Here is a 25,734-nt window from a genome sequence, read left to right as displayed (position 1 = left end):
ATTTTCAGGGAGCAAGCTCCCATCAAATTCGCTCGACTTGCATGTATTAGGCACGCCGCCAGCGTTCGTCCTGAGCCAGGATCAAACTCTCATATGATGTACAGGATGTACAAACAAAGGCGTTACCACAGGATGTGGTGATCTTAGCCTTTGAACATTTGAGATAGTTTTCCTTCTCAATTGCTGGCAATGGTCTATGACCATTTATCCATGATTTATTGACGTTCGTTTCGTTCAGTTTTCAAAGATCAAATTCTTGTTTATCGCTTCAAAGGCGACTTTTATATAATAACATCAGACAAAGTTCTTGTCAACATTATTTTTTATTTTTTATTTTGTCCTCTCAAGGACAAGTACTAATATATCAAGTTTTTTAATTGAATGCAAGAGTTTTTTTGAAAAAATATACTTACTAATGACTTTTCATCATTAGTAAGTATGAAAAGTCTTTTAATCATCATTAATTATGCTTTCAATATAGAGGCTCCTGTTTTTTTCAAGATCGATAATTTCTCCCGTTTCCTTTGTTCTAACAAGTGGACGCAATTTGGCATCCGCTTTAAAATATATGATCTCTGCTGCCTGTCCATTTGATAAATATATAATTGTACCAATTGATAAATTAGCTATAGTGGAGATAAGCTCTTTTAAAATTGAAATATGAAGTTTTCCAAACTGATCGATTTTCATCATTTCAAGCGTCTTGAATGGTGATTGTTGGTTTTTAAATAACCTTTTAGATGTCATGGCATGATAAATATCGGCTATGGCAATAATTTGCGATTGCATTAATAGAGAGTTTCCCGTTTTTCCACTTGGGTACCCTGATCCATCTAATCTTTCATGGTGCTGCACAATCGCAAGCTTTGTTTCAGGCTTTAAGATGGGTATGTTTTTAACCATTTGATAACTATAAAGTGGATGCTTCTTAATTTTTTTCCAGTCAGAATCGTTCAATGTTCTAGTATTCATAAATAAATTTTCATCAATTTTTGCCATTCCACAATCAGCTAAAAGCCCCGCTAAGGCAACTTGAAATATCTTACCTTGGTCATACCCCAATCTTTTTGCTATCCATCCAGAAATTATACTGACAGCTACAGGATGATGATATATGTATTCTTCTGGCTGTGATAATTGATGAATAGAATGAATCCATCTTTTGTCTTCCAAAGAAATTGTCAATAAAGGTGTAATCATGCTACGCACATTTGATATGTTAATCGGTAAACCTGTTTGCCAGTGCTGGAATTCCTTCTTAAACTGCTGAACAGCCTGCTCATATTCGGAAATAAAAGCCGTATGGATAGGAATCTTTTGTAGGTTTTTCTCTTCATCTCTACTAACTTCCCTTTCCTTATTAACAGTTTCTTTCTTATATTCCACTTCAATTCCGTCTATTAAAAAGGCTTTCAAAACTTTAATATGCTCGCTTGTTAATTCTGTATTAGCGGGTATAAGTGGATGACCCGTTCGGCCATATACATCGTCCTGAACAATATATCCTTCCCTAAGTTCCTCCACCCTTACATTCATGTAATCACTTCCAATTCCCCGTTTTCAGAAAAGGCTCTGTACTATTCTATTCGGCTAAATTAGTGAATTCTTTACCATTAAAAAGAGGCGCCAAATTGGCGCCCTTCCATTATTCTTCATTTGGGGTATCTGAAGACTCTCCATCATCTTCTTCATCTTCTATCACTTCTTCTTCCTTTTCAACCTTTGCAACGGTCGATACTGCAGAATCGTCCCCAAGAGTCATTAATTTGACTCCTTGTGTATTTCTTCCGATTCTAGAAATGTCCTCAACATCCATTCGAATAACAATTCCGCTGTCGGTAATAATCATAATATCTTCATCACCTTGGACCGTTTCAACTGCTACCACAGTTCCAGTTCTGTCGGTGATCTTACAAGTAATTAGTCCTTTTCCTCCACGGCTTTGAATTCGATACTCTGCTGCTGTAGTTCGTTTTCCAAAACCATTTTTCGTAACGACTAGAACATCCTCATGTTCCTCTAATATTTCCATGCCAACTGCTTCATCGTCTTCAGCCAATGTAATTCCTTTTACCCCTGTAGCTGTTCTTCCCATCGATCTAACATCTGTTTCATTAAATCGTATCAGTAATCCGTTCTTAGTTCCTACAATAATGTCTTTATTTCCGTCTGTTAATTTCACGGAAATTAGTTCATCATTTTCTCTCAAACCAAGCGCGATTAGCCCACTCGTTCTTATATTAGCAAAGGCGGAAACTGGGGTACGTTTAATAACACCTTGCTTCGTTGCGAAGAATAAGTACCAGTCTTCAAGGAATTCTTCAACGCAAATCACCGTATTAATCCATTCATCTTTTTCAATACCTAAAAGGTTAATAATCGGTAGACCCTTTGCTGTTCGGCTAAACTCAGGGATTTCATACCCTTTTGCCCGGTAGACCTTGCCTTTGTTTGTGAAAAATAGAATGGTGTCGTGAGTCGAACTTGTAATAAGGTGTTGAACAAAGTCATTTTCATTCGTCCCCATCCCTTGTACACCACGGCCACCGCGTCTTTGACTACGATAAGTTGTAATTGGTAGACGTTTAATATAGCCATTATGGGTAAGAGTCACAACGATATTTTCTCGTGGTATTAAATCTTCATCCTCAATTTGCTCAATACCACCGGAAACAATCTCTGTTCTCCGCCCATCATCAAAACGTTCCTTAATTTCAAGTAGTTCTTCTCTAATGATTTCTAGCACTTTTTCTTCATCTGCTAGAATCTCTTTAAGCTCCGAAATCAATTGAACTAAATTTTGATATTCTTCTTCAATTTTCTCTCGTTCTAAACCAGTTAAACGTTGCAAACGCATATCCAAGATCGCTTGAGCTTGCTTCTCTGTTAGATCAAATTGTTCCATTAAGCCATTTCGAGCGATCTCCGTTGTCTTAGAACCGCGAATCAAGCTTATAATCGCATCAATATGATCAAGAGCGATTCGGAGTCCCTCTAAAATATGAGCTCTCGCTTCCGCCTTGCGTAATTCGAACTCAGTCCTACGGCGAATGATAACTTGTTGATGTTCTAGATAATACGTCAGACATTGTTTAAGATTTAAAACCTTTGGTTCTCCATTCACAAGCGCAAGCATATTGATCCCGAAGCTTGTTTGCATGGCAGTCATTTTATATAAATTATTTAAGATAACCTCTGCATTGGCATCTCGACGAACTTCCATTACGATTCTCATACCATTACGGTCTGATTCATCATTCAATTCTGTAATGCCATCTATTTTTTTATCGCGAACTAATTCTGCAATTCTCTCAATTAGTCTTGCTTTATTTACCTGAAAAGGTAGTTCATGAACGATGATCGTCTCTCTTCCATTTGCCTTCGTCTCAATATCTACCTTTGCCCGGATAATAATAGAGCCTCTCCCTGTTTCATAAGCTCTTCTAATCCCGCTTCTGCCGATAATCATACCAGCTGTCGGGAAGTCTGGACCTGGAATATATTCCATTAACTCTTGGATAGAAATTTCAGGTTCCTTGCTTAGCGCTAGAATCGCATTAATGACTTCACCTAGTTGGTGTGGTGGAATATTAGTTGCCATCCCAACAGCAATCCCTGATGTACCATTCACTAGAAGGTTAGGGAAACGTGACGGTAGTACCTCTGGCTCTCTTTCAGATCCATCATAGTTGTCCTTATAATCAATCGTGTCCTTCGTGATATCTCGAACAAGCTCCATCGAAATCTTCGACATTCTTGCTTCTGTATACCTCATGGCTGCTGCAGAGTCACCATCCACAGAACCGAAGTTTCCGTGTCCATCGACAAGCATATAGCGATAACTAAAATCTTGTGCCATCCGAACCATCGTCTCATAAACAGCTGAATCACCATGAGGGTGATATTTCCCGATTACTTCCCCAACAATTCTCGCCGACTTTTTATAAGCTTTATCACTCGTCATTCCAAGATCATTCATCGCATAGAGGATACGGCGATGAACAGGCTTCAATCCATCACGCACATCGGGAAGAGCCCTAGACACAATGACACTCATCGCATAATCTAAGAAAGATGTACGCATCTCCTGACTTAAATTAATTTCTTTAATATTCCCTTCCATATGAACACCCTCCTCTCTCTAAAGTGTTAAATATCTAGATTTTTTACATATAAAGCATTTTCTTCAATAAACACTCGACGCGGTTCAACTTTTTCGCCCATAAGCATATCAAATGTTCGATCCGCTTCAATTGCATCTTCTAAGCTAACTTGCAGCATAGTCCTACCTTCAGGATCCATCGTTGTTTCCCATAATTGTTCAGGATTCATTTCTCCAAGACCTTTATAACGCTGAATTCCTGGCTTTGGAGCTTCTGGTAGTTCTGCTAGCTTTTTGTCTAGTTCTATATCTGAATAGACGTAATGGTCCTTTTTCCCTTGAGAAATTTTAAAGAGAGGTGGTTGAGCAATATACACATAACCCGCTTCTACTAAAGGTCTCATAAAGCGATAGAAGAATGTTAATAACAATGTTCGTATATGCGCACCATCCACATCCGCATCTGTCATAATGACAACTTTATGATAACGAGCTTTTGCTATCTCAAACTCCTCACCAATCCCTGTGCCGAGGGCTGTAATGATTGTACGAATTTCATTATTAGACAGAATTCGATCTAAGCGAGCTTTCTCGACATTGAGAATCTTCCCGCGCAAAGGCAAGATCGCTTGAAAGTGACGGTCACGCCCCTGCTTAGCAGATCCACCCGCTGAGTCTCCCTCAACAATATATAATTCACTAATTTTAGGATCTCGTGAAGAGCAATCTGAGAGCTTCCCAGGTAGATTAGAAATTTCTAAAGCACTTTTTCTTCTAGTTAACTCACGTGCCTTTTTCGCTGCCACACGTGCTCTCGCAGCCATCAAACCTTTATCGACAATTTTCCGTCCTAATACAGGATTCTCAAGTAGGATTTTTTCAAAGTGCTCAGAAAAAAGTGAGTCGGTAATCTGACGAACTTCTGAGTTGCCTAATTTTGTTTTTGTTTGTCCTTCAAATTGTGGTTCAGGGTGCTTAATTGAAACAATCGCCGTTAAACCTTCCCGAACATCTTCACCAGAAAGATTACTATCATTTTCTTTAAAAATATGATTTCGTCTTGCATAATCATTGATCACTCTTGTCAATGCCGTCTTAAAGCCGAATTCGTGAGTTCCACCTTCATAAGTGTGAATATTATTGGCAAAAGAATAGAGATTACTAGTAAATCCATCATTATATTGCAGAGCTACCTCCACCATAATTTCATCTCTTTCGCCTTCAATGTAAACAGGCTCTTCATGAAGTACCTCTTTTGAATGATTGAGGTACTCAACATATGATTTAATACCGCCCTCATAGTGATATTCAGCTTTTTTGCCTTCCTCACGTTTATCCTCAATAGTTAATTTTAACCCTTTATTTAAAAAGGCTAATTCTCTAGTACGAGTAGCCAATGTATCAAAGTCATAAACAGTTGTTTCCTTAAAAATTTCGGGATCTGGTAAGAAGTGAATAACGGTTCCAGTTTTATCTGTCTCCCCAATCACCTTTAAATCGAAAGAAGGTACACCACGCTCATATTTTTGATAATGAATTTCTCCATTCAGATGAACATATACCTCAAGCTCAGAAGATAGAGCATTTACAACAGAAGCCCCAACCCCATGGAGTCCTCCTGATACTTTATATCCGCCTCCACCAAATTTACCTCCAGCGTGAAGAACAGTTAAAATAACTTCAACGGCAGGTCTGCCCATTTTTTCTTGGATCCCAACAGGAATTCCCCGTCCATTATCAGTTACAGTAATACTATTATCTTTTTCAATCACTAAATTGATTTCATTACAATAGCCTGCTAAGGCCTCGTCAATACTATTGTCTACAATTTCCCATACTAAATGATGAAGTCCCCTTGAACTTGTAGAGCCTATATACATTCCAGGCCTTTTTCGAACAGCCTCCAAGCCTTCGAGCACTTGTATTTGATGCTCATCATATAATTGATCCTGAACTTCTTTGTGGTCCATTGTCAAAAAACTCACCTGCTCTTTCAATCAATTTTGCCTATTGATACGTGTTCAAGGTCGGGTCGCTAAATCGCAACATGCGAAGATAATCACTCGTCCCAATGAAAAGTACTTGTTGCCGCATCGCCACTAATATCCCTTGGTAAACATTTAAAGTTACTATCGGACACTACACTTTAAAATGGGAAAACTTTTTGCAAGTAATAACTAAGCAAAAAAATGAAATTCGATTGCAATTTTTCACCGACTTTTTGAACAACCCTTCTTGACAAAACATCTATATCATTAACTCATGGTCTTTCATATCCAACAACCGTTTTTTTAATGTTGATGAGGCTATAGGAGAGAAATAAATATGAGGTTCTGTAATGATCAAAGATTTAAAATCTCCATTGGATAGATTAATAATTAAATCTTCTTTATGCTGTAAAAACTTCTGGATTTCTTGAGAATATTCGACGGTCTCTCTTTCCAAAATAGCAATGATTTCATTCGAGCGAATCATCATATCTTCTCCAGCATGAACATACATTCCTTCACCTCATTTCTCTCTTTCAATTTTGCCGTTCCGGACCATGAATGTAGTCGCGTCTCTTAAGGTTTGATGGTCGATACCATCGACTGTTGTGGTCGTAACAAAAGTTTGGATTTTCCCCTTAATCGTGTTAAGTAAATGGGATTGACGGTAGTCATCTAATTCTGATAAAACATCATCAAGAAGTAGAATAGGATATTCACCAATTTCAGAATGAATTAAGTCAATTTCCGCTAATTTCACTGATAGTGCTGTTGTCCGTTGTTGTCCTTGTGAACCAAACGTTTGAACATCCCGTCCATTCACAAGAAAAACAATCTCATCCCGATGGGGCCCTAATAAGGTGATCCCACGATCAATCTCTCTCTGTTCGAGGGAAGCAAACTTTTCCTCTAATCCTTTTATCATCTTTGACCAATCTACTTCATTCGATACCTCAATCGATGGTTTATAGCGGATTTCCAGCTTTTCTCTTCCTTGTGAGATTCCCTCGTGAATCGGTTGGGCCCATTTTTCTAACATGCGAATAAACTCAAAGCGCTTCTGCATAACTTTGATCGCTACTTCTGCAAATTGTTCATTCAACACATGTAAAAATGTTTTATCATCATTTTTTCTAGCCTGTAATTGCTTTAAAAAATGATTCCGTTGCTGTAATACCTTTTGAAAACGATTCATATCATGTAAATAGACAGGGGAAACTTGCCCAATTTCCATATCAATAAAACGACGCCTTATTTGTGGACTTCCCTTAACAAGGTGAAGGTCTTCAGGCGCAAACATTACAACATTCATATTTCCGACATAACGGCTTAATTTCTTTTGTTCAATATGGTTAAATTTAGCTTTTTTCCCCTTCTTAGAAATCGTCAATTCAAGAGGGACAGTTCCATGAATTTTTTCTATCCTACCCTCTATTTTAGCATACTCTGTATCCCAACGGATTAAATCTTTATCATTTGATGTTCGATGAGACTTAGCCATCCCTAATACATAGATGGATTCCATCACATTTGTTTTCCCTTGAGCATTCTCTCCTAGGATCACATTGACATTATTCTCGAAATTTAGCTGAAGGTTTTCGTAATTCCTAAAATTAACCAATTCCAACTCTTCAATATACATGAAAGGCAACATCCTTTAAGAACAAAAGCGCAAGCACCTTGATGGTATAGAGGCATTATGGCTAAGGGCGCAGCACAACCTCCACGCCGACAGACATATTTTCTGTAAACCTTCTGAGGATAGGCGCTGGAGCTGGACAACTTTTGTTGAAATTTATGCTGAAATCCGCTGGTTCATTTTTAGCAGATCTTAAAAAAAATTCTTAAACAATAATAAAGATGCCAATTCCTTTTATCTCTATTTTATCATGAATCTTAAGTTTACGCCCTCTCCGTTGGTCTTGCTGACCATTAATCAAAACCTCATGTTCACTTAGAAACCATTTTGCCATACCGCCGGAAGAAATAAGGTCTGTTAACTTTAATAATTGGCCCAAAGTGATCATTTCCGTATCGATCTTCACTTCAATTTCCATATTGCTCACTCATTTCCCGAATAATTACTCCCTTTATTTTACTAAAAGAAACTCAAGAAGACAAAGGAAAGTCGAGACAGCTAGTTACGTGTCATCCTAATGCAACACTATGTCTCACATCTAGTAGAACGAAAATGAAAATCCCGCCAAATAGCGGGATAAAGCACTGTTATTATGCGTGGGAAATATGTAAGTCCCTCTCGCAAATGGATTAAAATGTTCTTACTGGTAAAATAAGTTGTAAAATCTTATCATCGTGAACGGATTGCATAATAAACGGACGCATAGCTCCTGTAAAACTAATGACTGTGTCTGTGCCTTCCAAAGCTTTTAAAGCATCCATCATATATTTTGCGCTAAATGATATTTTTAGTTCTTCTCCCTCAATAGACTCCGTATTGATTTGCTCAACAACTGTTCCTACCTCAGGTGTAGTAGAGGAAATTTCAATTTTATTTCCCTCTATTGTCGTCAATTTCACAACATTATTACGATCGCCTCGAGTTAATAATGAAGCACGATCAATTGCATGAAGGAAATCTTTAGAAGGCAAAACCAACTGTGTCTTATAATCTGTTGGAATCAATTTGGATGTATCTGGGTAATTACCTTCCAACAGACGAGAAAAGAATAAAAGATTTTTAAATTTAAATAAAACCTGATTATCTGTAATCACAATATCGACTAACTCATTAGATCCATCTAAAATTTTACTTAATTCTACCAAACTTTTACCTGGGATAACTGCTTGAAATGAATTCTCTTCAGCTCCTTCAACAGGTGCTGTTCTCATCGCAAGCCGGTGACTATCTGTCGCCGTACAAGTCAAAATATTTTTTTCAACTATCCAGTTTACACCTGTCAAGATCGGGCGTGTTTCTGAGGCGGACACTGCAAAAACAGTTTGGCGGATTAAGGATTTTAATAAGTCTGCTGATAATGAAAAGACATTTTCTTCAGGTATCTGTGGCAAATATGGATATTCATCCGGATCTAAACCGTTCAAATTAAATTCGGCTGTACCAGATCGAATCAATGTTTGTTGATGATTTGATACTTCGAATTCGACAGTATCCATCGGTAATTTACGAACTATTTCTGAGAAAAATTTTGCATTAAGTACAATTCCACCAGTTTCTTGTACTTCTACAATTTCATCTCCATTTTCTTCTTTAGGTATAAATGACTCTATGGAAATATCTGAGTCACTACCTGTAAAAGTAAGTCCTTCTTCTGTCGCGATAATTTTAATACCCGTTAATATAGGAATAGTTGTTCTTGAAGATACGGCTTTTGTTACGTCTTGGACACTATCAATTAGTCGGTTGCGCTGAATAATAAACTTCATGCTTGGCCTCCCTCAGTCATCTTAAATTTTATAGTCATAATATTAATTATTAATAATAAAAAAATAGTAATAATAGTAATAGTACTTGTGAATATGTGGATAAGTCTGTGTATGACTAGATTTTACAGGTTATTCACATGTGGAAAGGTTGTGTATGAAAGCACTAAAGTTATACACAAGATCCCCACTACAAATTTTTTAGTGAAGCCTGAATTTCCTCTAGTTTACTTTTAAAATTAGAATCTGATTCTATCAGTTTGGAAATTTTTTCATGAGCGTGGATCACAGTTGTATGATCTCTACCGCCAAATTCTTCGCCAATTTTAGGCAGGGAAAAATCTGTAAGCTCTCTAGATAAGTACATGGCAATTTGGCGAGGAAAAGCGATAGACTTTGTTCTCTTCTTTGCCTTAAAATCTTCAAGCTTAACATTATATTCGGCACCAATCATTTTTTGGATATCAAGAATAGTAATTTCCCTTTGTTTTGCTCCAGGAATAATACTTTTTAAAGCTTCTGCAGCTAAATCAGCATTGATATCTTTATTAATCAGTGAAGAAAAGGCAACAACGCGAATAAGCGCCCCTTCTAGCTCTCTTATATTTGTATCGATTTGATTAGCAATATAGAGCATAACTTCATTCGGAATATCTAATCCATCTGCTTTTGCTTTTTTTCGCAATATAGCAATTCTCGTCTCTAAATCTGGTGGGGTTATATCAGTAATAAGTCCCCATTCAAACCGAGAACGTAATCGATCTTCAAGAGTTGGGATTTCTTTTGGTGGACGGTCACTTGCTATGACAATTTGTTTACTCTCTTCATGAAGAGTATTAAATGTGTGGAAAAATTCTTCCTGAGTTGATTCTTTTCCAGCTAGGAACTGAATATCATCTATTAATAGAATATCGACACTACGGTATTTATTGCGAAAATCGACAGCCTTATTGTCTCGAATAGCATTGATAAATTCATTTGTAAATTTTTCCGATGATAAATAAACGACTTTGGCGTCTGGTTTATGTTCGACAATATAATGTCCGATCGCGTGCATAAGGTGAGTTTTTCCCATTCCAACGCCACCGTAAATAAACAATGGGTTATAAGCTTTTGCGGGCGCTTCTGCAACTGCTAAAGAAGCCGCATGAGCAAACCGGTTTCCGGCACCAATAACAAAAGTCTCAAAAGTATATTTAGGATTAAGCATATTCTGATAGACATCTACAGGTTCTTTCTTGTCCACCTTTTGAACTATAGGAGCCTTTTTTTCCTCCTCCTCTTGATCAGGAGGAATAATGAATTTTACTTGTAATTCCTCACCAATAATTTCATATAGAAGGCCAGCTAGAAGTTCAGTGTAATGTCCTTCAAGCCAATCTCTAGCAAATTCATTAGGTGCCGTCACAATCATTGTATTTCCTTGGAGCTTATGAGCCTTCGTAAGTCGTAACCAAGTATCAAAACTTGGCTTGCTTACCTTTTTTTCAATACTTAATAAAACCTGATCCCAAAGCTCAGCTATGTTTTCCAAATTTCTACCTCCCTTGCATTAGGTCAACACCGCTGTTATATAACTGTGTCCCTTCATTTCAACACTAAAAGTATAAATATACATCTCTATGAATGTGGATAAATATATATATAAGTAGAAAAACGGTTTTCGACATCTTCCACCCTTTGTGGACAAGTTTATTCAGTGAAGGTGGATAATATATCCACAAGATATCCACAGTTGTGGATAATCGAATAAAAAGCAAAAAGGTATCCAGAGTGAAAACAACATAATCATACCAAATAAACATGAACTAATCAATGTGTAGTAAGAAGTATCCACAAAGCCAATCATAAGTGGATAAAAGTTACCCACAAGACGTTGGTTTGTGAAAAACTTGTCGATATCTGTTGTGGATAATGAAAAGGCTTGTCGAAATTATCCACAATCTAAGATAAAATAGGAAATCGCGGCGGAAAACACTTTGGGGATAAAATTAGTAGTTGAACTTTTTGATATAGTCATTTTGTGGAACAATGGCTTTGTCAATAATTACCTATTAGTTTAAGTTAAGGAGAAATTTACAATTTTTGTTGCCATTCCTTAGCTGGCAACTTTTTGTTGGCCTCTTGACAACAAAAGGTCATCTATTTATACTTATTTAGTATGTCTGCTAAGGAAATTTTTTGTTTAAGTGTGTGTGTTCAAAAAGGAGGATAAAAAGGACCAAGAAGTTCGAAGTGGCGTAGTTTTGGGCAGCGAAATGTATGTAGATACATGAGCAGCAGAAAAACAAGCTAACGGAGAAATTCGCAGAGTCATTTTTACCAGACTTTTTAAACATCCTCTTTAACCTCGAGGAGGTGTCATGAATGAAAAGAACATTTCAACCAAATAAAAGAAAAAGAAGCAAAGTACACGGTTTCCGTCAACGTATGAGCACGAAAAATGGTCGCAAAATTTTGGCTGCTCGTCGTCGTAAAGGAAGAAAAGTGTTATCAGCGTAGACCACTGAAACGTCTCAGTGGTCTTTTTTTAGATTCTATCTCTATCTAATGATGGTTTAAGGATCTACTGCTTCATTTTGAAAAGACAGATACTGTGGGTGAAAGAATGAAAAAAGGATTCAGAATTAAAAAGAATGAAGATTTTCAAGCCGTTTTTAAAAAAGGAAATTCAGTGGCTAACCGACAGTTCGTTGTATATATATTGAAAAAAGAAGAGCAAGGAAACTTTAGGATTGGCCTGTCAGTGAGTAAAAAAGTAGGAAATGCTGTAGTGCGAAATCAAATAAAGCGCTACATACGCCAATCGTTTCTTGAATTAGACCCACAAATTAAAAGCGGGAACGATTATGTGATCATTGCGAGGAAACCAGTAGCAGAAATGGATTTCCATCAAATAAAGAAAAGCTTACAACATGTTCTTAGGCTGGGAAAAGTTTTAACTAAGTTGGAAAAATAAATAAAAAAACTCCATATTTTCACAACTTATCCTTATAAAAATGGTAAAATAGCCAAAGAACATACGTATAGATGAATGCTTAACGAAAACAGGAGGATAATAGGCTTGAAAAAGAGAATATTATGGATATCAGCTGTTATTTTAGTCGTATTGCTGACTGCAGGGTGCTCCACTATTGATAACCCTGATTATATTACGGCTGAAAGTACCGGGTTTTGGAGTAAGTATATTGTTTATCCATTATCGTGGGTGATTACCACTTTTGCAGAAATGTTTGGCAATAGTTATGGACTAGCCATAATTGTAGTAACGATTCTCATTCGACTTGCAATCTTACCGTTGATGATTAAACAAACACAAAATTCAAAAGCGATGCAAGCCATTCAACCGGAAATGCAGAAGTTGAAAGAAAAATATAGCTCTAAAGACCAAAAGACACAACAAAAATTACAAGAAGAAACAATGAAGCTTTTCCAGACTCATAATGTAAATCCATTGGCAGGTTGTTTTCCACTTTTAATTCAGATGCCCATTTTAATTGGATTTTACCAAGCGATTATTCGGACAGAAGGAATAGCAAAGGCAGGAGATTTCCTTTGGTTTGACCTAGGGGCTCCAGATCCTTTATATCTGTTACCGATTATTGCTGGGATTACAACCTTCCTCCAACAAAAGATTATGATGGCTGGTACAGGCAATGCAAATCCGCAAATGCAAATGATGCTTTATATTATGCCTGTAATGATTTTAATTTTTGCGATTAATTTCCCAGCAGCTTTAGCTTTATACTGGGTGGTCGGGAATATATTTATGATCGTTCAAACGTATTTTATTAAGCCACCAGTTGCTCAGACAAATAATCAAAACAATACAAACAAGGGAAAGGTGAGGGGAGCTAAAAAGTGAGAGAAATCACTGCTACTGGACAAACCGTTGAAGAAGCAGTAGAAACCGCATTGGCTCAACTAAACACATCAAAAGATCAAACAGAAATCACCATTGTGGAAGAGGGAAAAAGGGGATTACTTGGTTTATTTGGTGCAAAACCAGCAATTGTAAAGGTGAAGGTAAAACCATCAACAATTGAAATCACCGTAGATTATGTAAAAACAATCTTAGCAAGTATGGAAATATCAGCTGAGATTAAAGTAGAACAAAAGGGCGAAAGACAGGTCATTTTGCATATAACTGGTGAAAAAATGGGGCTATTGATCGGAAAAAGAGGACAAACGATCAATTCATTACAATATTTAGCTCAGCTAGTTGCCAATCGGCATGCAGATCCTTACATCACTGTGATTTTGAATCCTGAAAATTATCGGGATCGTAGGGAACAAACCTTAATTCAATTAGCCGAGCGTCTTGCTTCAAAGGCAATCCAATTGCATAAGCCTGTTAAGCTCGAGCCTATGCCCAATTTTGAAAGAAAAATAATTCATACAGCATTAGCGGGAAATAAAAAGGTCCAGACAGTTTCCGATGGCCATGAGCCTAATCGTTATATTGTCATTAAACCAAGTTCGTAAGCCGCTAAAAAAGAACATCTGCTAAAAATACTAGTAGATGTTCTTTTTTTGTGAAAAATAGATAGAACTCCATAGAGAGTTTCTATTCATGATCATAACGGAAGCTCATTTCAGTTATGGAACTGTTTCAACCCTTTCCGTACTCTAAGTTGGCAGAGCCTCTTATGATTGTTTTATGAAAAATAGAGAATTTCTTAATTTGAAAGTGTAAGTTTCCGAAAAAAGGTGTATTTTAATATAAGTGATGAAATGGTAATACTTTCCCAAAAAGATAATAAATAGATCAATAAAGAAATATTCTTTAAGTCGAGTAATATATACAAAAACTATGTTATACACATAGGGATGATGATAAGATAGATCTAATGAGATGGATGAAACGGATGGTGACATACATGGTTCAAAAGGCTCCATCAGAGAAAAACAAAGATCTTTGGATATACTTGATCGCAGTCTCACTGCTATGGATAAAAATTTCCATATTGTATAAATGGTGTTTTCAAATTAATACACAGTCTTTTTGGGATATATTTCTCTTAGAAGCGACCACCTTAAGCTCTCTTTTAGGGATCTTCAGTATAGGCTTTCTATTTAAAAAGCATCGGACAAGGATAAGTGTGATCCTTTATTTATTTTTAACTGCCATATTATATGGAAACGTTCTATACTATCGCTTTTATATTGACTTTGTAACGGTTCCAGTTTTGTTTCAATTTAAAAATGTAGGCGGTTTAAGTCAAAGTACATTGGAATTAATTAAGTTTTATGATGTGTTTTTATTCTTGGATTGCCTGGGGCTTATTCTTTTAGCAAAGTGGCAGGTGTTAAAGCAATACACCCTGTCTATTCGCAAGAAGACATTCCAAATATTAATTGGCTTTGTCGTAATTATACCGATTGTTGCTTCATGTTTTTATCACTCGGGATTTTGGAATCAATCATATGATAAAGAATTGATTGTTAAATCACTTGGCCTTTATTCATATCATATATTCGATATTTATCAGAATTCTAAATCCTCAATGAAAAGTGTTCTTGCTGACAGTAGTGAGGTAGAGGAAATTGCAAGTTATGTAAAGAAGAAGCAAGGATCAGATTCAATTTCTAAATATCATGGTGTCGCAAGTGGCAAAAATGTAATTGTAATTTTTTTGGAGTCAACTCAAGCAATCGTAATGGATCGAGAGATTGACGGCCAAGAAGTTACTCCATATTTAAATCAATTAAAGCAGGAAAGTCTATATTTCCCTAATTTTTATCACCAAACAGCACAAGGGAAGACATCTGACGCGGAATTTATTTTGGATAATAGTCTGTATCCTTTATCAGGAGGGTCTGTTTTTGTCCGAAAAACGAATAATCACTTCGTAGCATTGCCAAAAATTTTAAAGGAACATGAATATTACTCCGCTAGTTTTCATGGAAATGATGCTTTTTTCTGGAATCGGGAAGTTGCTTATGAATCATTTGGTTATGATCGCTTTTTCTCTAAAAAGGATTTCGAGGTAAATGAAGAAAACTCGATCAATTATGGTTTAAAAGATATTGATTTTTTCCAACAATCGATTCCATATTTATCAGAGTTACCAGAGCCCTATTATGCAAAATTTCTAACATTAACTAATCATTTTCCTTATTTGCTAGATCCGGAAGATCAATGGATCTCAGAACCTGAGACAGGTCAGGGAATGGTAAATCGTTATTTCACAACTGTTCGTTATGAGGACGAAGCCATCAAAACATTCTTTGAAGAAATAAAAGAAACAGAAATATATGACAACAGTATATTTGTCTTATTTGGAGACCATTATGGAATTTCTAAAAGTTATTATGATGCACTTGGAGAGGTGTTAGGTCATGAAATCTCCGCCAATGATGATATGGAATTACAAAAAGTACCCTTACTAATTCATATACCTGGTATGGATGGGCAGGAAATGATGACAGTTGGGGGTCAGGTTGATTTGCGTGCTACGATCCTTGATTTGTTAGGTGTATCAGAGCCTGATGGAGCTTTATCTTTTGGAAAAAGTCTGCTGATGGATGATCCAAAACGATTTGTCGCCTTTAGAGATGGATCCTTTACGACAAGCAAATATTCCTATATTGACCATACCTGTTACGCTAAAGAAACTGGAAAGAAAGTAAAGCGTAATTTCTGTTCTCCTTATTTTTCGGATGTTCAGCAGGAATTAAATGATTCAGATAAAATTATATATGGTGATCTACTTCGTTTCTTGGAATAAGGTTTTCCGGATGGGGAGACTAAATAATTGAAGAAAATACCTGTTTACCTCTTTCTTTTTCTGTTATTAGCTGGATGCAGTTTAAGTAATGTCCAACATAATGAGGAATTGGAAGACGCAATATATTTGATTGTGAGCGATGAAAATAATGATAAGCTGAGCCTGAACTCGATGACAACTTTCGATTGGGATAAAGCCTACCTTTTTACTCCTTATAGCACCCAAGAGAGTATAACAGAACAATTGGGCGTTGATTTCAAGGATCCAAGTGATATTGATTGGAGAGACGATATTTACTTATTAGTTTTTCTTGATAGTGATCAAGTGATTCAATATGCAGAATTAGAGCGGCAAGGAGCGGATTTTTCAATCGGCGAAAAGCAATATCTAACGCCGACTGATGATATTATCAATATTAAGCATGATTAAAAATTCAATAGAATTGTAAAAGGATTAGGGATTTTTCTCTGATCCTTTTTTTATGGAAAAGGGGTAGAACTACGCTAAATGCTTTCTAAGCATCACATAATGAGTAAAAATGATGGAATGTTTAAAGCGTTGTTTATTCCATTTAGGATGGTCGTAACACTTCATATTTTCCATACGATAATCCGAACACCCTTTTTATGTAAATGACTGAGGAAGTGCGCAGCGAAATTATGTTTAAACGTAAGCTCCTTTTTTAGTTGTGGATAGCGTTGGAAATAGATTCTAGTGATTCGGGTTATTGTTATTCACATGTGGATAAGTTAAAATAAAGGATAGGGAGTTTTTGTTTTGTGGATATTTTTTATACTGGATAACAAAAAACTTTTGTGGATAACGGAAATTTGTTATTCTAGTTATTTGGGAAAAATATTTTTAGGAAGAATAACGCATATAGAAATGCGGTTTTTTATAAAAGCAGTAAGAGGTAGAAAAGAGGTGTTATAAATGGAGTTTGATACAATTGCCGCGATCTCCACGCCGATGGGAGAAGGAGCCATTGCGATTGTTCGTTTAAGCGGGGATGAAGCAATTGAAATAGCTGATCAAATTTTTTCTGGAGCGGGGAAGAAGAAACTAGCAGAAGTACCCTCCCATACAATTCATTATGGAACGATTGTGGATCCTAAATCAGGTGAATTGGTAGAGGAAGTAATGGTCAGTGTAATGAAGGCGCCAAAGACGTTTACCCGCGAAGATGTCGTGGAAATCAACTGTCACGGTGGAATTGTCTCAGTTAACCGTGTGTTAGAGCTCGTATTAACGGTAGGGGCAAGATTAGCAGAACCTGGGGAGTTTACAAAACGAGCTTTCTTAAATGGACGGATCGATTTATCTCAGGCTGAGGCTGTTATGGATTTAATAAGAGCGAAAACGGATCGAGCAATGAATGTGGCATTAGGTCAAATGGAAGGCCGTTTGTCACAATTGATCTCCAAATTGCGCCAAGAAATATTAGAAGTTGTGGCACATGTTGAAGTAAATATCGATTATCCTGAATACGATGATGTCGAGGAAATGACACATCGATTACTACTAGAGAAAGCTACCTATATTCGCGATAAACTACAAGGGGTACTGCAAACTTCACAGCAAGGGAAAATTTTACGGGAAGGTTTATCGACTGTTATTATTGGAAGGCCGAATGTAGGGAAATCTTCTTTGTTGAACAGTCTTGTTCAGGAAAATAAAGCGATTGTGACGGATATTCCCGGAACGACAAGAGATGTGATTGAGGAATATGTCAATATTCGTGGAGTCCCTTTAAGATTAGTGGATACAGCTGGTATTCGAGAAACAGAGGATATTGTCGAGCGAATGGGCGTAGAAAGATCACGACAAGTATTGAAAAAGGCCGATTTAATTTTACTAGTTATAAACTCGGCTGATGATTTTACAGAAGAAGATCGTCAATTGTTCAAAGCAGTGGAAGGAATGGATGTTATAGTCATTGCCAATAAAACAGACTTGCCTCCCAAAATTGATTGGGGCGAAGTAAGGAGTTTGGCGGAGGACTATCCGTTTGTGACCACTTCTTTATTAGAAGACGAGGGTATTGATACATTGGAACAAGCTATTGCAGAAATGTTCTTCCAAGGCCATGTAGAAGCTGGTGATATGACCTACGTATCCAATAGTCGCCATATTGCCTTATTAAACCAAGCATTACAAGCAATCGAGGATGTACTTATGGGAATTGACATAGGCACACCCATTGATATTATCCAAATTGACCTCACTCGCACATGGGATCTACTTGGTGAAATCATCGGTGACACAGTAGAAGAAAGTTTACTCAACCAACTATTCTCCCAATTCTGCCTAGGGAAATAAAGAAAAGCAGAGGCGCCTGTTCAGCTGCGTACAAACTTTTTAGGGGCCTGACGAGATAAAGGAAACACCATGAGCTCGAAGAGCGAATGGATGTTGACTTATCGTAGGAAGGCACCGAAAGTTTGCTAGCAGCTAGGAGCCGGAGCTGGACAATAAGAAAAGCAGAGGCGCCTGTTCAGCTGCGTACAAATTTGGATAATAAGGATCAAAGGCTAAGTGCGCGCCGTCCTAGCGGCGGAACTTTCCTTGATAGATTTCGGGTTATTTTTTCCTGAAAACGGCAAGCTTGCTCGAAGTTCAAAAAAATCTTAGTGTTAACTATTGAAATAAATCAATCATAATTTATGAGGAGGATTAAAATATATGCAACAATATGAGGCAGGCCAATATGATGTCATTGTAATCGGAGCGGGCCATGCCGGATGTGAAGCGGGTCTGGCGGCTGCCAGAATGGGTGCGAAAACACTCATGCTGACACTGAATCTTGATATGATCGCATTCATGCCCTGCAACCCTTCTATTGGGGGACCAGCCAAAGGTGTGGTGGTCCGAGAAATCGATGCACTTGGCGGAGAAATGGCTAAAAATATTGATAAAACGTATATTCAAATGAGAATGTTAAATACAGGAAAGGGTCCAGCAGTCCAAGCATTACGGGCCCAAGCTGATAAAACTTTATATCAGCAAGAAATGAAGAACACATTAGAAAGTGAACCAAATCTTACCTTGCTGCAAGCAATGGTGGATGAGTTAGTCCTAGAAGATGGCGTATGCAAAGGAATTATCACTCATACGGGAGCGATCTTCCGTGGGGAAGCTGTTGTCATCACTACGGGTACTTTTCTACGTGGTGAGATTATTTTAGGTGAGTTAAAATATTCAAGTGGTCCAAATAATCAAAAGCCATCGATTAAACTAGCAGAGTATTTACAAGAAATTGGATTTGAAATGGAGCGGTTTAAAACGGGAACGCCGCCCCGTATTAATAGCAAAACCATTGATTATAGTAAAACTGAGATTCAACCTGGGGATGAAGAACCACGGGCATTCAGCTATGAAACAACGAAATTTATTACAGACCAGTTACCATGCTGGTTAACATATACGAATTTACAAACTCATCAATTAATTGATGAAAATTTGCATCGTTCTCCGATGTTTTCAGGTATGATTAAGGGAACAGGTGCCCGCTATTGCCCATCCATTGAAGATAAAGTTGTTCGTTTTAACGATAAACCAAGACATCAAATCTTTCTTGAGCCTGAAGGAAGACATACAAATGAAGTATATGTCCAAGGTTTATCTACCAGTCTACCGGAAGAAGTTCAGCATCAATTAATTACAACTGTTCCTGGGCTAGAAAATGCTAAAATGATGCGTCCAGGTTATGCGATTGAATATGATGCCATTGTACCAACACAACTTTGGCCAACATTGGAAACGAAGAAAATTAAAAACCTTTATACAGCTGGCCAAATCAATGGAACATCAGGCTATGAGGAAGCGGCGGCTCAGGGGATTATGGCAGGGATTAACGCAGCTAGCCGAGTGTTAGGAAAAGATGAAGTTATTTTAAGCAGATCTGATGCATATATTGGCGTTCTTATTGATGATCTTGTGACAAAAGGAACGAATGAACCATATAGACTTCTAACATCAAGAGCTGAATATCGTCTATTGCTACGTCACGATAACGCGGATCTTCGTTTAACGGAACTAGGTCATCAAATTGGATTGATCTCAGATGAACGTTATGAGAAGTTTACGGATAAAAAAGCAGCGATTGAAAAGGAAATAAAGAGATTCCGCTCAACCTTTATTAAGCCAAATGAACAAACCCAAGCTGTTATTAAGGAAGCAGGCGGAAGCGCACTGAAGGATGGTATTCGTGCGGCTGATTTGGTGAAACGTCCTGAAATGTCTTATCAAAAGGTCATTGGATTGATCCCTTTAGAAGAAGAATTACCAGAGGATGTTATTGAACAGGTTGAAATTCAACTTAAATACGAAGGTTATATTGAAAAATCACTTCAACAAGTAGAAAAATTGAAAAAGCTAGAAAATAAAAAAATTCCGGAACAGATTGATTATGAAGCAATTAATGGGATTGCCACAGAAGCACGACAAAAATTAATGAAAGTACGCCCATTATCGATTGCTCAAGCTTCACGGATTTCAGGTGTTAATCCTTCTGATATTTCGATCTTGCTCGTTTACATTGAACAAGGGAAGATCGCTAAGATAGCAGAAGATATAGCACAATAATAAAGAGATTAAAGGAAGGAACGGCTATGCTATAATGATCTAGCCGTTCCAACCTATATCTTAATAAGTAATTTGATTAGTAGTGAGGATCCGACTCTAGGCAGTGTGATGTACAGATGTACAAGTATAGGGAAGTGGCAGGACATAGTGCCCCTATTTGTTCAGCCAAACAACGGGCGCTATCTACTTTTCTTATAGGCCCAATAGATAAGGAATGAATAAAAATGAATGTAGATCAATTTGTCAGTATGTTAGCATCAAAGGGGATTCAATTAAATTCTCTTCAGCTTAGACAATTCGAGCAATATTTCGAAATATTGGTTGAATGGAATGATAAAATGAATCTAACAGCGATTACAGAGCGAGAGGAAGTTTATCTAAAGCATTTTTATGATTCGATCAGCGCTGCTTTCTTTCTGGATTTTAAAGGACCCATTCGAATATGTGATGTAGGAGCAGGAGCTGGGTTTCCCAGTATTCCTTTAAAAATTTGTTTTCCTGATCTGCAAATTACCATTGTTGATTCTTTACAAAAAAGGATCCGCTTTTTAGAGCATTTATCAGCAGAGCTAAAATTAGAAAATACATATTTTTATCATGATCGTGCTGAGACATTTGCTCAAAATCAAAAATTCCGCTCTCAATTTGATATAGTAATGGCAAGAGCAGTAGCGAGAATGTCCGTCTTAAGTGAATTATGTTTACCGCTCGTAAAACAAGGTGGTCAATTTGTAGCAATGAAGGCTGCCAATGCTCAAGATGAGTTGCATGTAGCGGAAAAGGCCATTCAACAATTAGGAGGAAAAACAGCGGCTATTCATTCATTTGAATTACCAATTGAAAAGAGTGAACGAAGTATTATTGTCATTGATAAAATAAAAAGTACACCGAAAAAGTACCCAAGAAAACCTGGGACTCCGAATAAAATGCCTCTAGAATAGGGATATAAGCAGGAAAAGGCCGAATAAGATAGAATGATATGATATAGTGGCATTGGTTTTCGTATCAATTTTTGGTAGGATTCCCTCATTAATATTTGCGGGAATTCAGTGAAAGGCAAAAAATCGATAATTAGGCTTGGAGGAAGTTTCAGTTACGTTTGAAAAACGTGTTCATAACAGCCCTTCAAAAGCTGCTAAGAAATAGACCCATACAGCTTTGGCTTATGGGGGGTCAGCTGTAAGGGAGTTTCTATAAGGTGGTGTCGAAGGATGAAGCATCCTTTTTCTCGTTTGTTTGGTATGGGGGATAAGGAATTACCAGTAGATAAAGAGATGGACGAAGAAATAGAGGGAAAAGAAGAAGTACGACATATCCCCACTTTAAAAATTGTTCCAAATCGGTTCCAGCCGAGAACAATCTTTAATGAGGAAAAAATAGAAGAATTAGCAAGAACAATAAGGACACATGGTATTATCCAACCGATTGTCGTAAGAGAGATAGAAGACGATCAATTTGAAATTATTGCAGGAGAGCGACGTTATCGAGCTATTCAAAGTCTTGGATGGACAGAAGTACCAGCAATAATAAAAAATTTAAGTGATACAGAAACAGCCTCAGTTGCTTTGATAGAAAATCTACAGCGCGAAGAATTGACACCGATCGAAGAGGCTATTGCTTATGGAAAGCTGTTAGATATTCATAATTTAACACAAGAAGCATTGGCTCAACGTCTAGGTAAAGGGCAATCAACTGTAGCGAATAAATTACGTTTATTGAAATTACCTGAAGCAATCCAAGAAGGTCTTCTACAAAAGAAAATAACAGAGCGGCATGCAAGAGCATTAATTCCATTAAAAGATGTGGAAAAGCAGATTCAAGTCATGAATTTAGTGATCGAAAAGAATCTAAATGTAAAACAGACGGAAGAGCAAGTCGTGAAGATGTTAACACAAAAGGAAAAGCCTAAAAAAAGGCGAAAGGCCATTAGTAAAGATATGAGAATTGCCGTCAACACAATCCGGCAATCACTTTCCATGGTAACAGATAGTGGCATCAATTTAGACTCAGAGGAAGAGGATTTTGATGAATACTATCAAATTACAATTAAAATACCTAAAAAAGGCGCTAAAAAGTAAAACTGGAGCTTTTAAGGTTGATAGCTATAAATGGAGAAGCTAAAAAGTTTCTCTTTTTTTTATTTATCGGAGCCATAAAAACCTAGTTTGTTGATAACTAGCTTATGTGGCGGCGACATCCAGCTCCAGCGCCTAGCCCCTCGAGATCAAATAACTCTGAACCTTTGAAAGGAAAAAGCCCCTTCCTAGGTTCAGGAACATTTGCTTATCGAAGGCGAACAGGATGGTGGTCAGAAAGGCGCTGCGCCAGGACAGCGCGAATTTAGCCTTTCTTCTTAAATCAAGACGCTTGCACTTTTGGTCTTTTAAAACTTTTTTTCTTACAAAGAGTTTTTAGTAGAATTATTTGTTAAAATAGAATACATGAGTCGATTTTGAACGAAAAAGGTAGGTGAAATCGTTGGGAAAGATTATTTCCATAGCGAACCAAAAGGGCGGCGTTGGAAAAACGACGACCTCAGTTAATCTTGGTGCTTGTTTAGCCTATATAGGAAAAAAAGTTTTACTTATAGATATAGATCCGCAAGGGAATGCGACCAGTGGTTCAGGGATTGATAAAGGGGATGTACAGCAATGTGTCTATGATGTTCTAGTCGATGACGTTGAGATTAAGACAGTCATTAAGCAAACAGCTGTAGAAAACCTATTTGCAGTCCCTTCAACGATTCAATTAGCAGGGGCTGAAGTGGAATTAGTACCAACTATCTCGCGAGAGGTTCGGTTAAAAAGGGCAGTAGATCAAGTGAAAGATGAATATGATTATGTTTTAATTGATTGTCCACCATCGCTTGGATTACTTACATTAAATGCCTTAACAGCATCTGATTCTGTTATTATTCCAGTTCAATGTGAGTATTATGCTTTAGAAGGATTGAGTCAGTTATTAAATACAGTGCGTTTAGTGCAAAAACATTTAAATAATGAATTGATGATTGAAGGCGTGCTATTAACGATGTTAGATGCACGAACAAATTTAGGACTCCAAGTGATTCAAGAGGTGAAAAAGTACTTCCAAAATAAGGTATATCAAACGATTATTCCACGCAATATTCGGTTAAGTGAAGCACCGAGTCATGGAGAACCGATTATTCTTTATGATCCAAAATCACGCGGAGCAGAGGTTTACTTAGATCTTGCAAAGGAAGTGGCTGAAAATGGCTAAAGGTCTCGGGAAAGGGATTAATGCTTTATTTGCAAATGTTGAGGTTAATGAAGAGGAAACGGTAAAGGAAATTGAGCTAAAAGAAATTAAACCTAATCCTTATCAACCTAGAAAGATTTTTTCGGAAGAAGCCATTACGGAATTAAAGGAATCTATTAAACAACATGGTGTATTGCAGCCAATTATTGTACGGAAAAATATAAAGGGATATGAAATTGTTGTAGGGGAGCGCCGTTTTCGTGCTTCTAAAGCAGCAAAATTAAAAACCATTCCAGCTGTTGTGAAGGAATTTACAGATCAGCAGATGATGGAACTGGCTGTGCTTGAAAATCTACAAAGAGAAGATTTAACACCGATTGAAGAGGCGCTAGCTTACCAAACTTTGATGGAAAAATTAAAGTTTACACAAGAAGATTTGGCAAAAAGATTAGGTAAAAGTCGTCCATATATCGCTAATCATATCCGCCTGCTAAGCTTGCCAGAGAAGATCCAAAATTATATTGTGGAAGGCAAGCTTTCCATGGGACATGGGCGCACCTTATTAGGGCTTAAAAGAAAAGAAAAAATTGAGGTAATTGCAGAGCGAATTGTAAAAGAGGGACTTAATGTTAGACAGCTTGAGCAATTAGTTCAGCAAATTAATCAAAATGTTCCACGTGAAACAAAAAAGGAAAAGCCTAAAAAAGATGTTTTTCTCGTTAAGAGTGAAAATAGTCTCCGTGAAAAGTTTGGAACAACGGTTACAATCAAAAAGACGAAGAAAAAGGGTAAAATTGAAATTGAATTTTTATCTGCAGAAGATTTAGAAAGAATTTTACATTTATTGGAGAGAGATTAAATTAGTTGGACTTGAAAAGGGAGGAAAATAAGGGAGTTAGGATAAATTTTCCTCCGTTAACTCCCAATCATGGGAGATAGGCATCTTTTGATCAGCATAAATTCGATCTGCTTGAATAATGGCTGAAGCAAGTTGTTTAGCCATTTTCATGACTAAGTTAAGCCGTGTATTTTGCAAAACAAAGAATTCCATATAACCACTGACATTGACAATACCTGTCATATGCATATGACCAACATGAGGAAGCTCCTTCTTTACACCTGCACCAGGCTTAACAGGTCCAGTACCAACTTTAATCATTCCGATATTTTTCATTCTACCTAAACAAGCATCAACCCCGATTATAAAGGGATTTGTAAATTGAGTATGAATAGTTTCTAGCCTTTCTTGGAGGTTTACGGCATGGACAGGTTCATCCAAAGTTCCAAATACATGGAAATGGGATAGGCTAGCTTCTTGAAGAAAGCTTCCTGTTAAAGGACCTAATGAATCCCCTGTTGAACGATCTGTCCCAATACATACAAGTACAATGGGAGATCGTTGACGGAGAGGGAGTAAATCTAACAAACCATTAGCAATGGATTTTATAGATAGTGGATCTGTATGATGAATATGTATTTCCTTTTGTTTTGGTGTACGGAAGAATGCCTCTTGTGTCATGCCGGTATCTCCTTTCGTTCATCAATACCATTATACGGAAGAGCGATTCTTTCTATACATCGAAAATGAAAAATCGTTATACGCTGTTCATTACAACACATTTTTGCTAAAATAAAATTATTTTTATAAGGAAATTAGACTAAGCTAGATCTAGTGTGGTGCCAAGTCCTAATGAGCTGCATGAATTGG

General features: G+C 37.1%; 21 protein-coding genes and 1 rRNA gene. 12 read left to right on the top strand and 10 right to left on the bottom strand.

Annotation, left to right across the window (positions count from 1 at the left end):
• From J2Z23_RS10645 to dnaA, 9 genes are all read right to left on the bottom strand, one after another.
• Positions 1 to 97: ribosomal RNA gene (locus tag J2Z23_RS10645) — 16S ribosomal RNA — on the bottom strand; the annotation flags it as partial.
• A gap of 353 nt (positions 98 to 450) precedes the next feature.
• Complete coding sequence (locus tag J2Z23_RS10640; RefSeq protein ID WP_057989714.1) at positions 451 to 1,536, bottom strand: HD-GYP domain-containing protein; 1,086 nt, start codon at positions 1,534 to 1,536, stop codon at positions 451 to 453.
• 109 nt (positions 1,537 to 1,645) lie between these two features.
• A complete protein-coding gene (gyrA, locus tag J2Z23_RS10635; RefSeq protein ID WP_057989712.1) occupies positions 1,646 to 4,123 on the bottom strand; it encodes a DNA gyrase subunit A in 2,478 nt (825 codons plus the stop codon).
• A gap of 26 nt (positions 4,124 to 4,149) precedes the next feature.
• Positions 4,150 to 6,072 carry a DNA topoisomerase (ATP-hydrolyzing) subunit B gene (gene gyrB, locus J2Z23_RS10630; RefSeq protein WP_057989710.1) on the bottom strand — a complete coding sequence of 641 codons (1,923 nt, stop codon included), beginning with the start codon at positions 6,070 to 6,072 and terminating at the stop codon, positions 4,150 to 4,152.
• A gap of 277 nt (positions 6,073 to 6,349) precedes the next feature.
• Complete coding sequence (gene remB, locus J2Z23_RS10625) at positions 6,350 to 6,604, bottom strand: extracellular matrix regulator RemB (protein ID WP_209973912.1); 255 nt, start codon at positions 6,602 to 6,604, stop codon at positions 6,350 to 6,352.
• Positions 6,605 to 6,613: 9 nt separating this feature from the next.
• Positions 6,614 to 7,732 (bottom strand): DNA replication/repair protein RecF, encoded by a 1,119-nt coding sequence (recF, locus tag J2Z23_RS10620; RefSeq protein WP_057989706.1) that lies wholly within the window; start codon positions 7,730 to 7,732, stop codon positions 6,614 to 6,616.
• 202 nt (positions 7,733 to 7,934) lie between these two features.
• Positions 7,935 to 8,147, bottom strand: coding sequence for a S4 domain-containing protein YaaA (yaaA, locus tag J2Z23_RS10615; protein ID WP_057989704.1), 213 nt, complete (start codon positions 8,145 to 8,147; stop codon positions 7,935 to 7,937).
• A 211-nt stretch (positions 8,148 to 8,358) separates the two neighbouring features.
• Positions 8,359 to 9,495, bottom strand: a complete 1,137-nt coding sequence (gene dnaN, locus J2Z23_RS10610; protein ID WP_057989702.1) for a DNA polymerase III subunit beta — start codon at positions 9,493 to 9,495, stop codon at positions 8,359 to 8,361.
• Between the two features lie 187 nt (positions 9,496 to 9,682).
• Positions 9,683 to 11,026, bottom strand: a complete 1,344-nt coding sequence (gene dnaA, locus J2Z23_RS10605; protein ID WP_057989700.1) for a chromosomal replication initiator protein DnaA — start codon at positions 11,024 to 11,026, stop codon at positions 9,683 to 9,685.
• A gap of 833 nt (positions 11,027 to 11,859) precedes the next feature.
• Here dnaA and rpmH point away from each other — a divergent pair.
• From rpmH to J2Z23_RS10545, 12 genes are all read left to right on the top strand, one after another.
• On the top strand, positions 11,860 to 11,994 hold the full coding sequence (gene rpmH, locus J2Z23_RS10600) for a 50S ribosomal protein L34 (protein WP_057989698.1): 135 nt from the start codon (positions 11,860 to 11,862) through the stop codon (positions 11,992 to 11,994).
• Positions 11,995 to 12,100: 106 nt separating this feature from the next.
• Entirely contained in the window at positions 12,101 to 12,451 is a 351-nt protein-coding gene (gene rnpA, locus J2Z23_RS10595; protein ID WP_057989696.1) for a ribonuclease P protein component, read from the top strand.
• A 105-nt stretch (positions 12,452 to 12,556) separates the two neighbouring features.
• Complete coding sequence (gene spoIIIJ / locus J2Z23_RS10590; protein WP_057989694.1) at positions 12,557 to 13,357, top strand: YidC family membrane integrase SpoIIIJ; 801 nt, start codon at positions 12,557 to 12,559, stop codon at positions 13,355 to 13,357.
• Complete coding sequence (gene jag, locus J2Z23_RS10585) at positions 13,354 to 13,977, top strand: RNA-binding cell elongation regulator Jag/EloR (protein WP_057994064.1); 624 nt, start codon at positions 13,354 to 13,356, stop codon at positions 13,975 to 13,977. The genes spoIIIJ and jag overlap by 4 nt, the downstream gene beginning before the upstream one ends.
• 365 nt (positions 13,978 to 14,342) lie before the next feature.
• Entirely contained in the window at positions 14,343 to 16,223 is a 1,881-nt protein-coding gene (locus J2Z23_RS10580) for an LTA synthase family protein (protein ID WP_083492471.1), read from the top strand.
• Between the two features lie 27 nt (positions 16,224 to 16,250).
• Positions 16,251 to 16,652 (top strand): hypothetical protein, encoded by a 402-nt coding sequence (locus J2Z23_RS10575; protein ID WP_064467534.1) that lies wholly within the window; start codon positions 16,251 to 16,253, stop codon positions 16,650 to 16,652.
• A gap of 504 nt (positions 16,653 to 17,156) precedes the next feature.
• Positions 17,157 to 18,542 (top strand): tRNA uridine-5-carboxymethylaminomethyl(34) synthesis GTPase MnmE, encoded by a 1,386-nt coding sequence (mnmE, locus tag J2Z23_RS10570; protein ID WP_057989690.1) that lies wholly within the window; start codon positions 17,157 to 17,159, stop codon positions 18,540 to 18,542.
• A 363-nt stretch (positions 18,543 to 18,905) separates the two neighbouring features.
• Positions 18,906 to 20,807: a tRNA uridine-5-carboxymethylaminomethyl(34) synthesis enzyme MnmG gene (gene mnmG, locus J2Z23_RS10565; protein WP_064467535.1), complete on the top strand. Its 1,902-nt coding sequence runs from the start codon at positions 18,906 to 18,908 to the stop codon at positions 20,805 to 20,807.
• A gap of 224 nt (positions 20,808 to 21,031) precedes the next feature.
• Positions 21,032 to 21,748 (top strand): 16S rRNA (guanine(527)-N(7))-methyltransferase RsmG, encoded by a 717-nt coding sequence (gene rsmG, locus J2Z23_RS10560; protein ID WP_064467536.1) that lies wholly within the window; start codon positions 21,032 to 21,034, stop codon positions 21,746 to 21,748.
• Positions 21,749 to 22,018: 270 nt separating this feature from the next.
• Entirely contained in the window at positions 22,019 to 22,885 is an 867-nt protein-coding gene (gene noc / locus J2Z23_RS10555) for a nucleoid occlusion protein (protein ID WP_057993852.1), read from the top strand.
• 400 nt (positions 22,886 to 23,285) lie between these two features.
• Positions 23,286 to 24,047 carry a ParA family protein gene (locus J2Z23_RS10550; RefSeq protein WP_057989682.1) on the top strand — a complete coding sequence of 254 codons (762 nt, stop codon included), beginning with the start codon at positions 23,286 to 23,288 and terminating at the stop codon, positions 24,045 to 24,047.
• Complete coding sequence (locus tag J2Z23_RS10545; protein WP_209973909.1) at positions 24,040 to 24,885, top strand: ParB/RepB/Spo0J family partition protein; 846 nt, start codon at positions 24,040 to 24,042, stop codon at positions 24,883 to 24,885. The genes J2Z23_RS10550 and J2Z23_RS10545 overlap by 8 nt, the downstream gene beginning before the upstream one ends.
• A 36-nt stretch (positions 24,886 to 24,921) precedes the next feature.
• Here J2Z23_RS10545 and yyaC read toward each other — a convergent pair whose 3' ends face one another.
• Complete coding sequence (gene yyaC / locus J2Z23_RS10540; protein WP_064467538.1) at positions 24,922 to 25,545, bottom strand: spore protease YyaC; 624 nt, start codon at positions 25,543 to 25,545, stop codon at positions 24,922 to 24,924.
• Between the last annotated feature and the right edge of the window lie 189 nt (positions 25,546 to 25,734).

Origin of the sequence: Lederbergia galactosidilytica, from assembly GCF_017873565.1 — a bacterium.
Lineage (GTDB): Bacteria > Bacillota > Bacilli > Bacillales > Bacillaceae_C > Lederbergia > Lederbergia galactosidilytica.
This window is presented reverse-complemented; position numbering and strand designations above follow the sequence as displayed.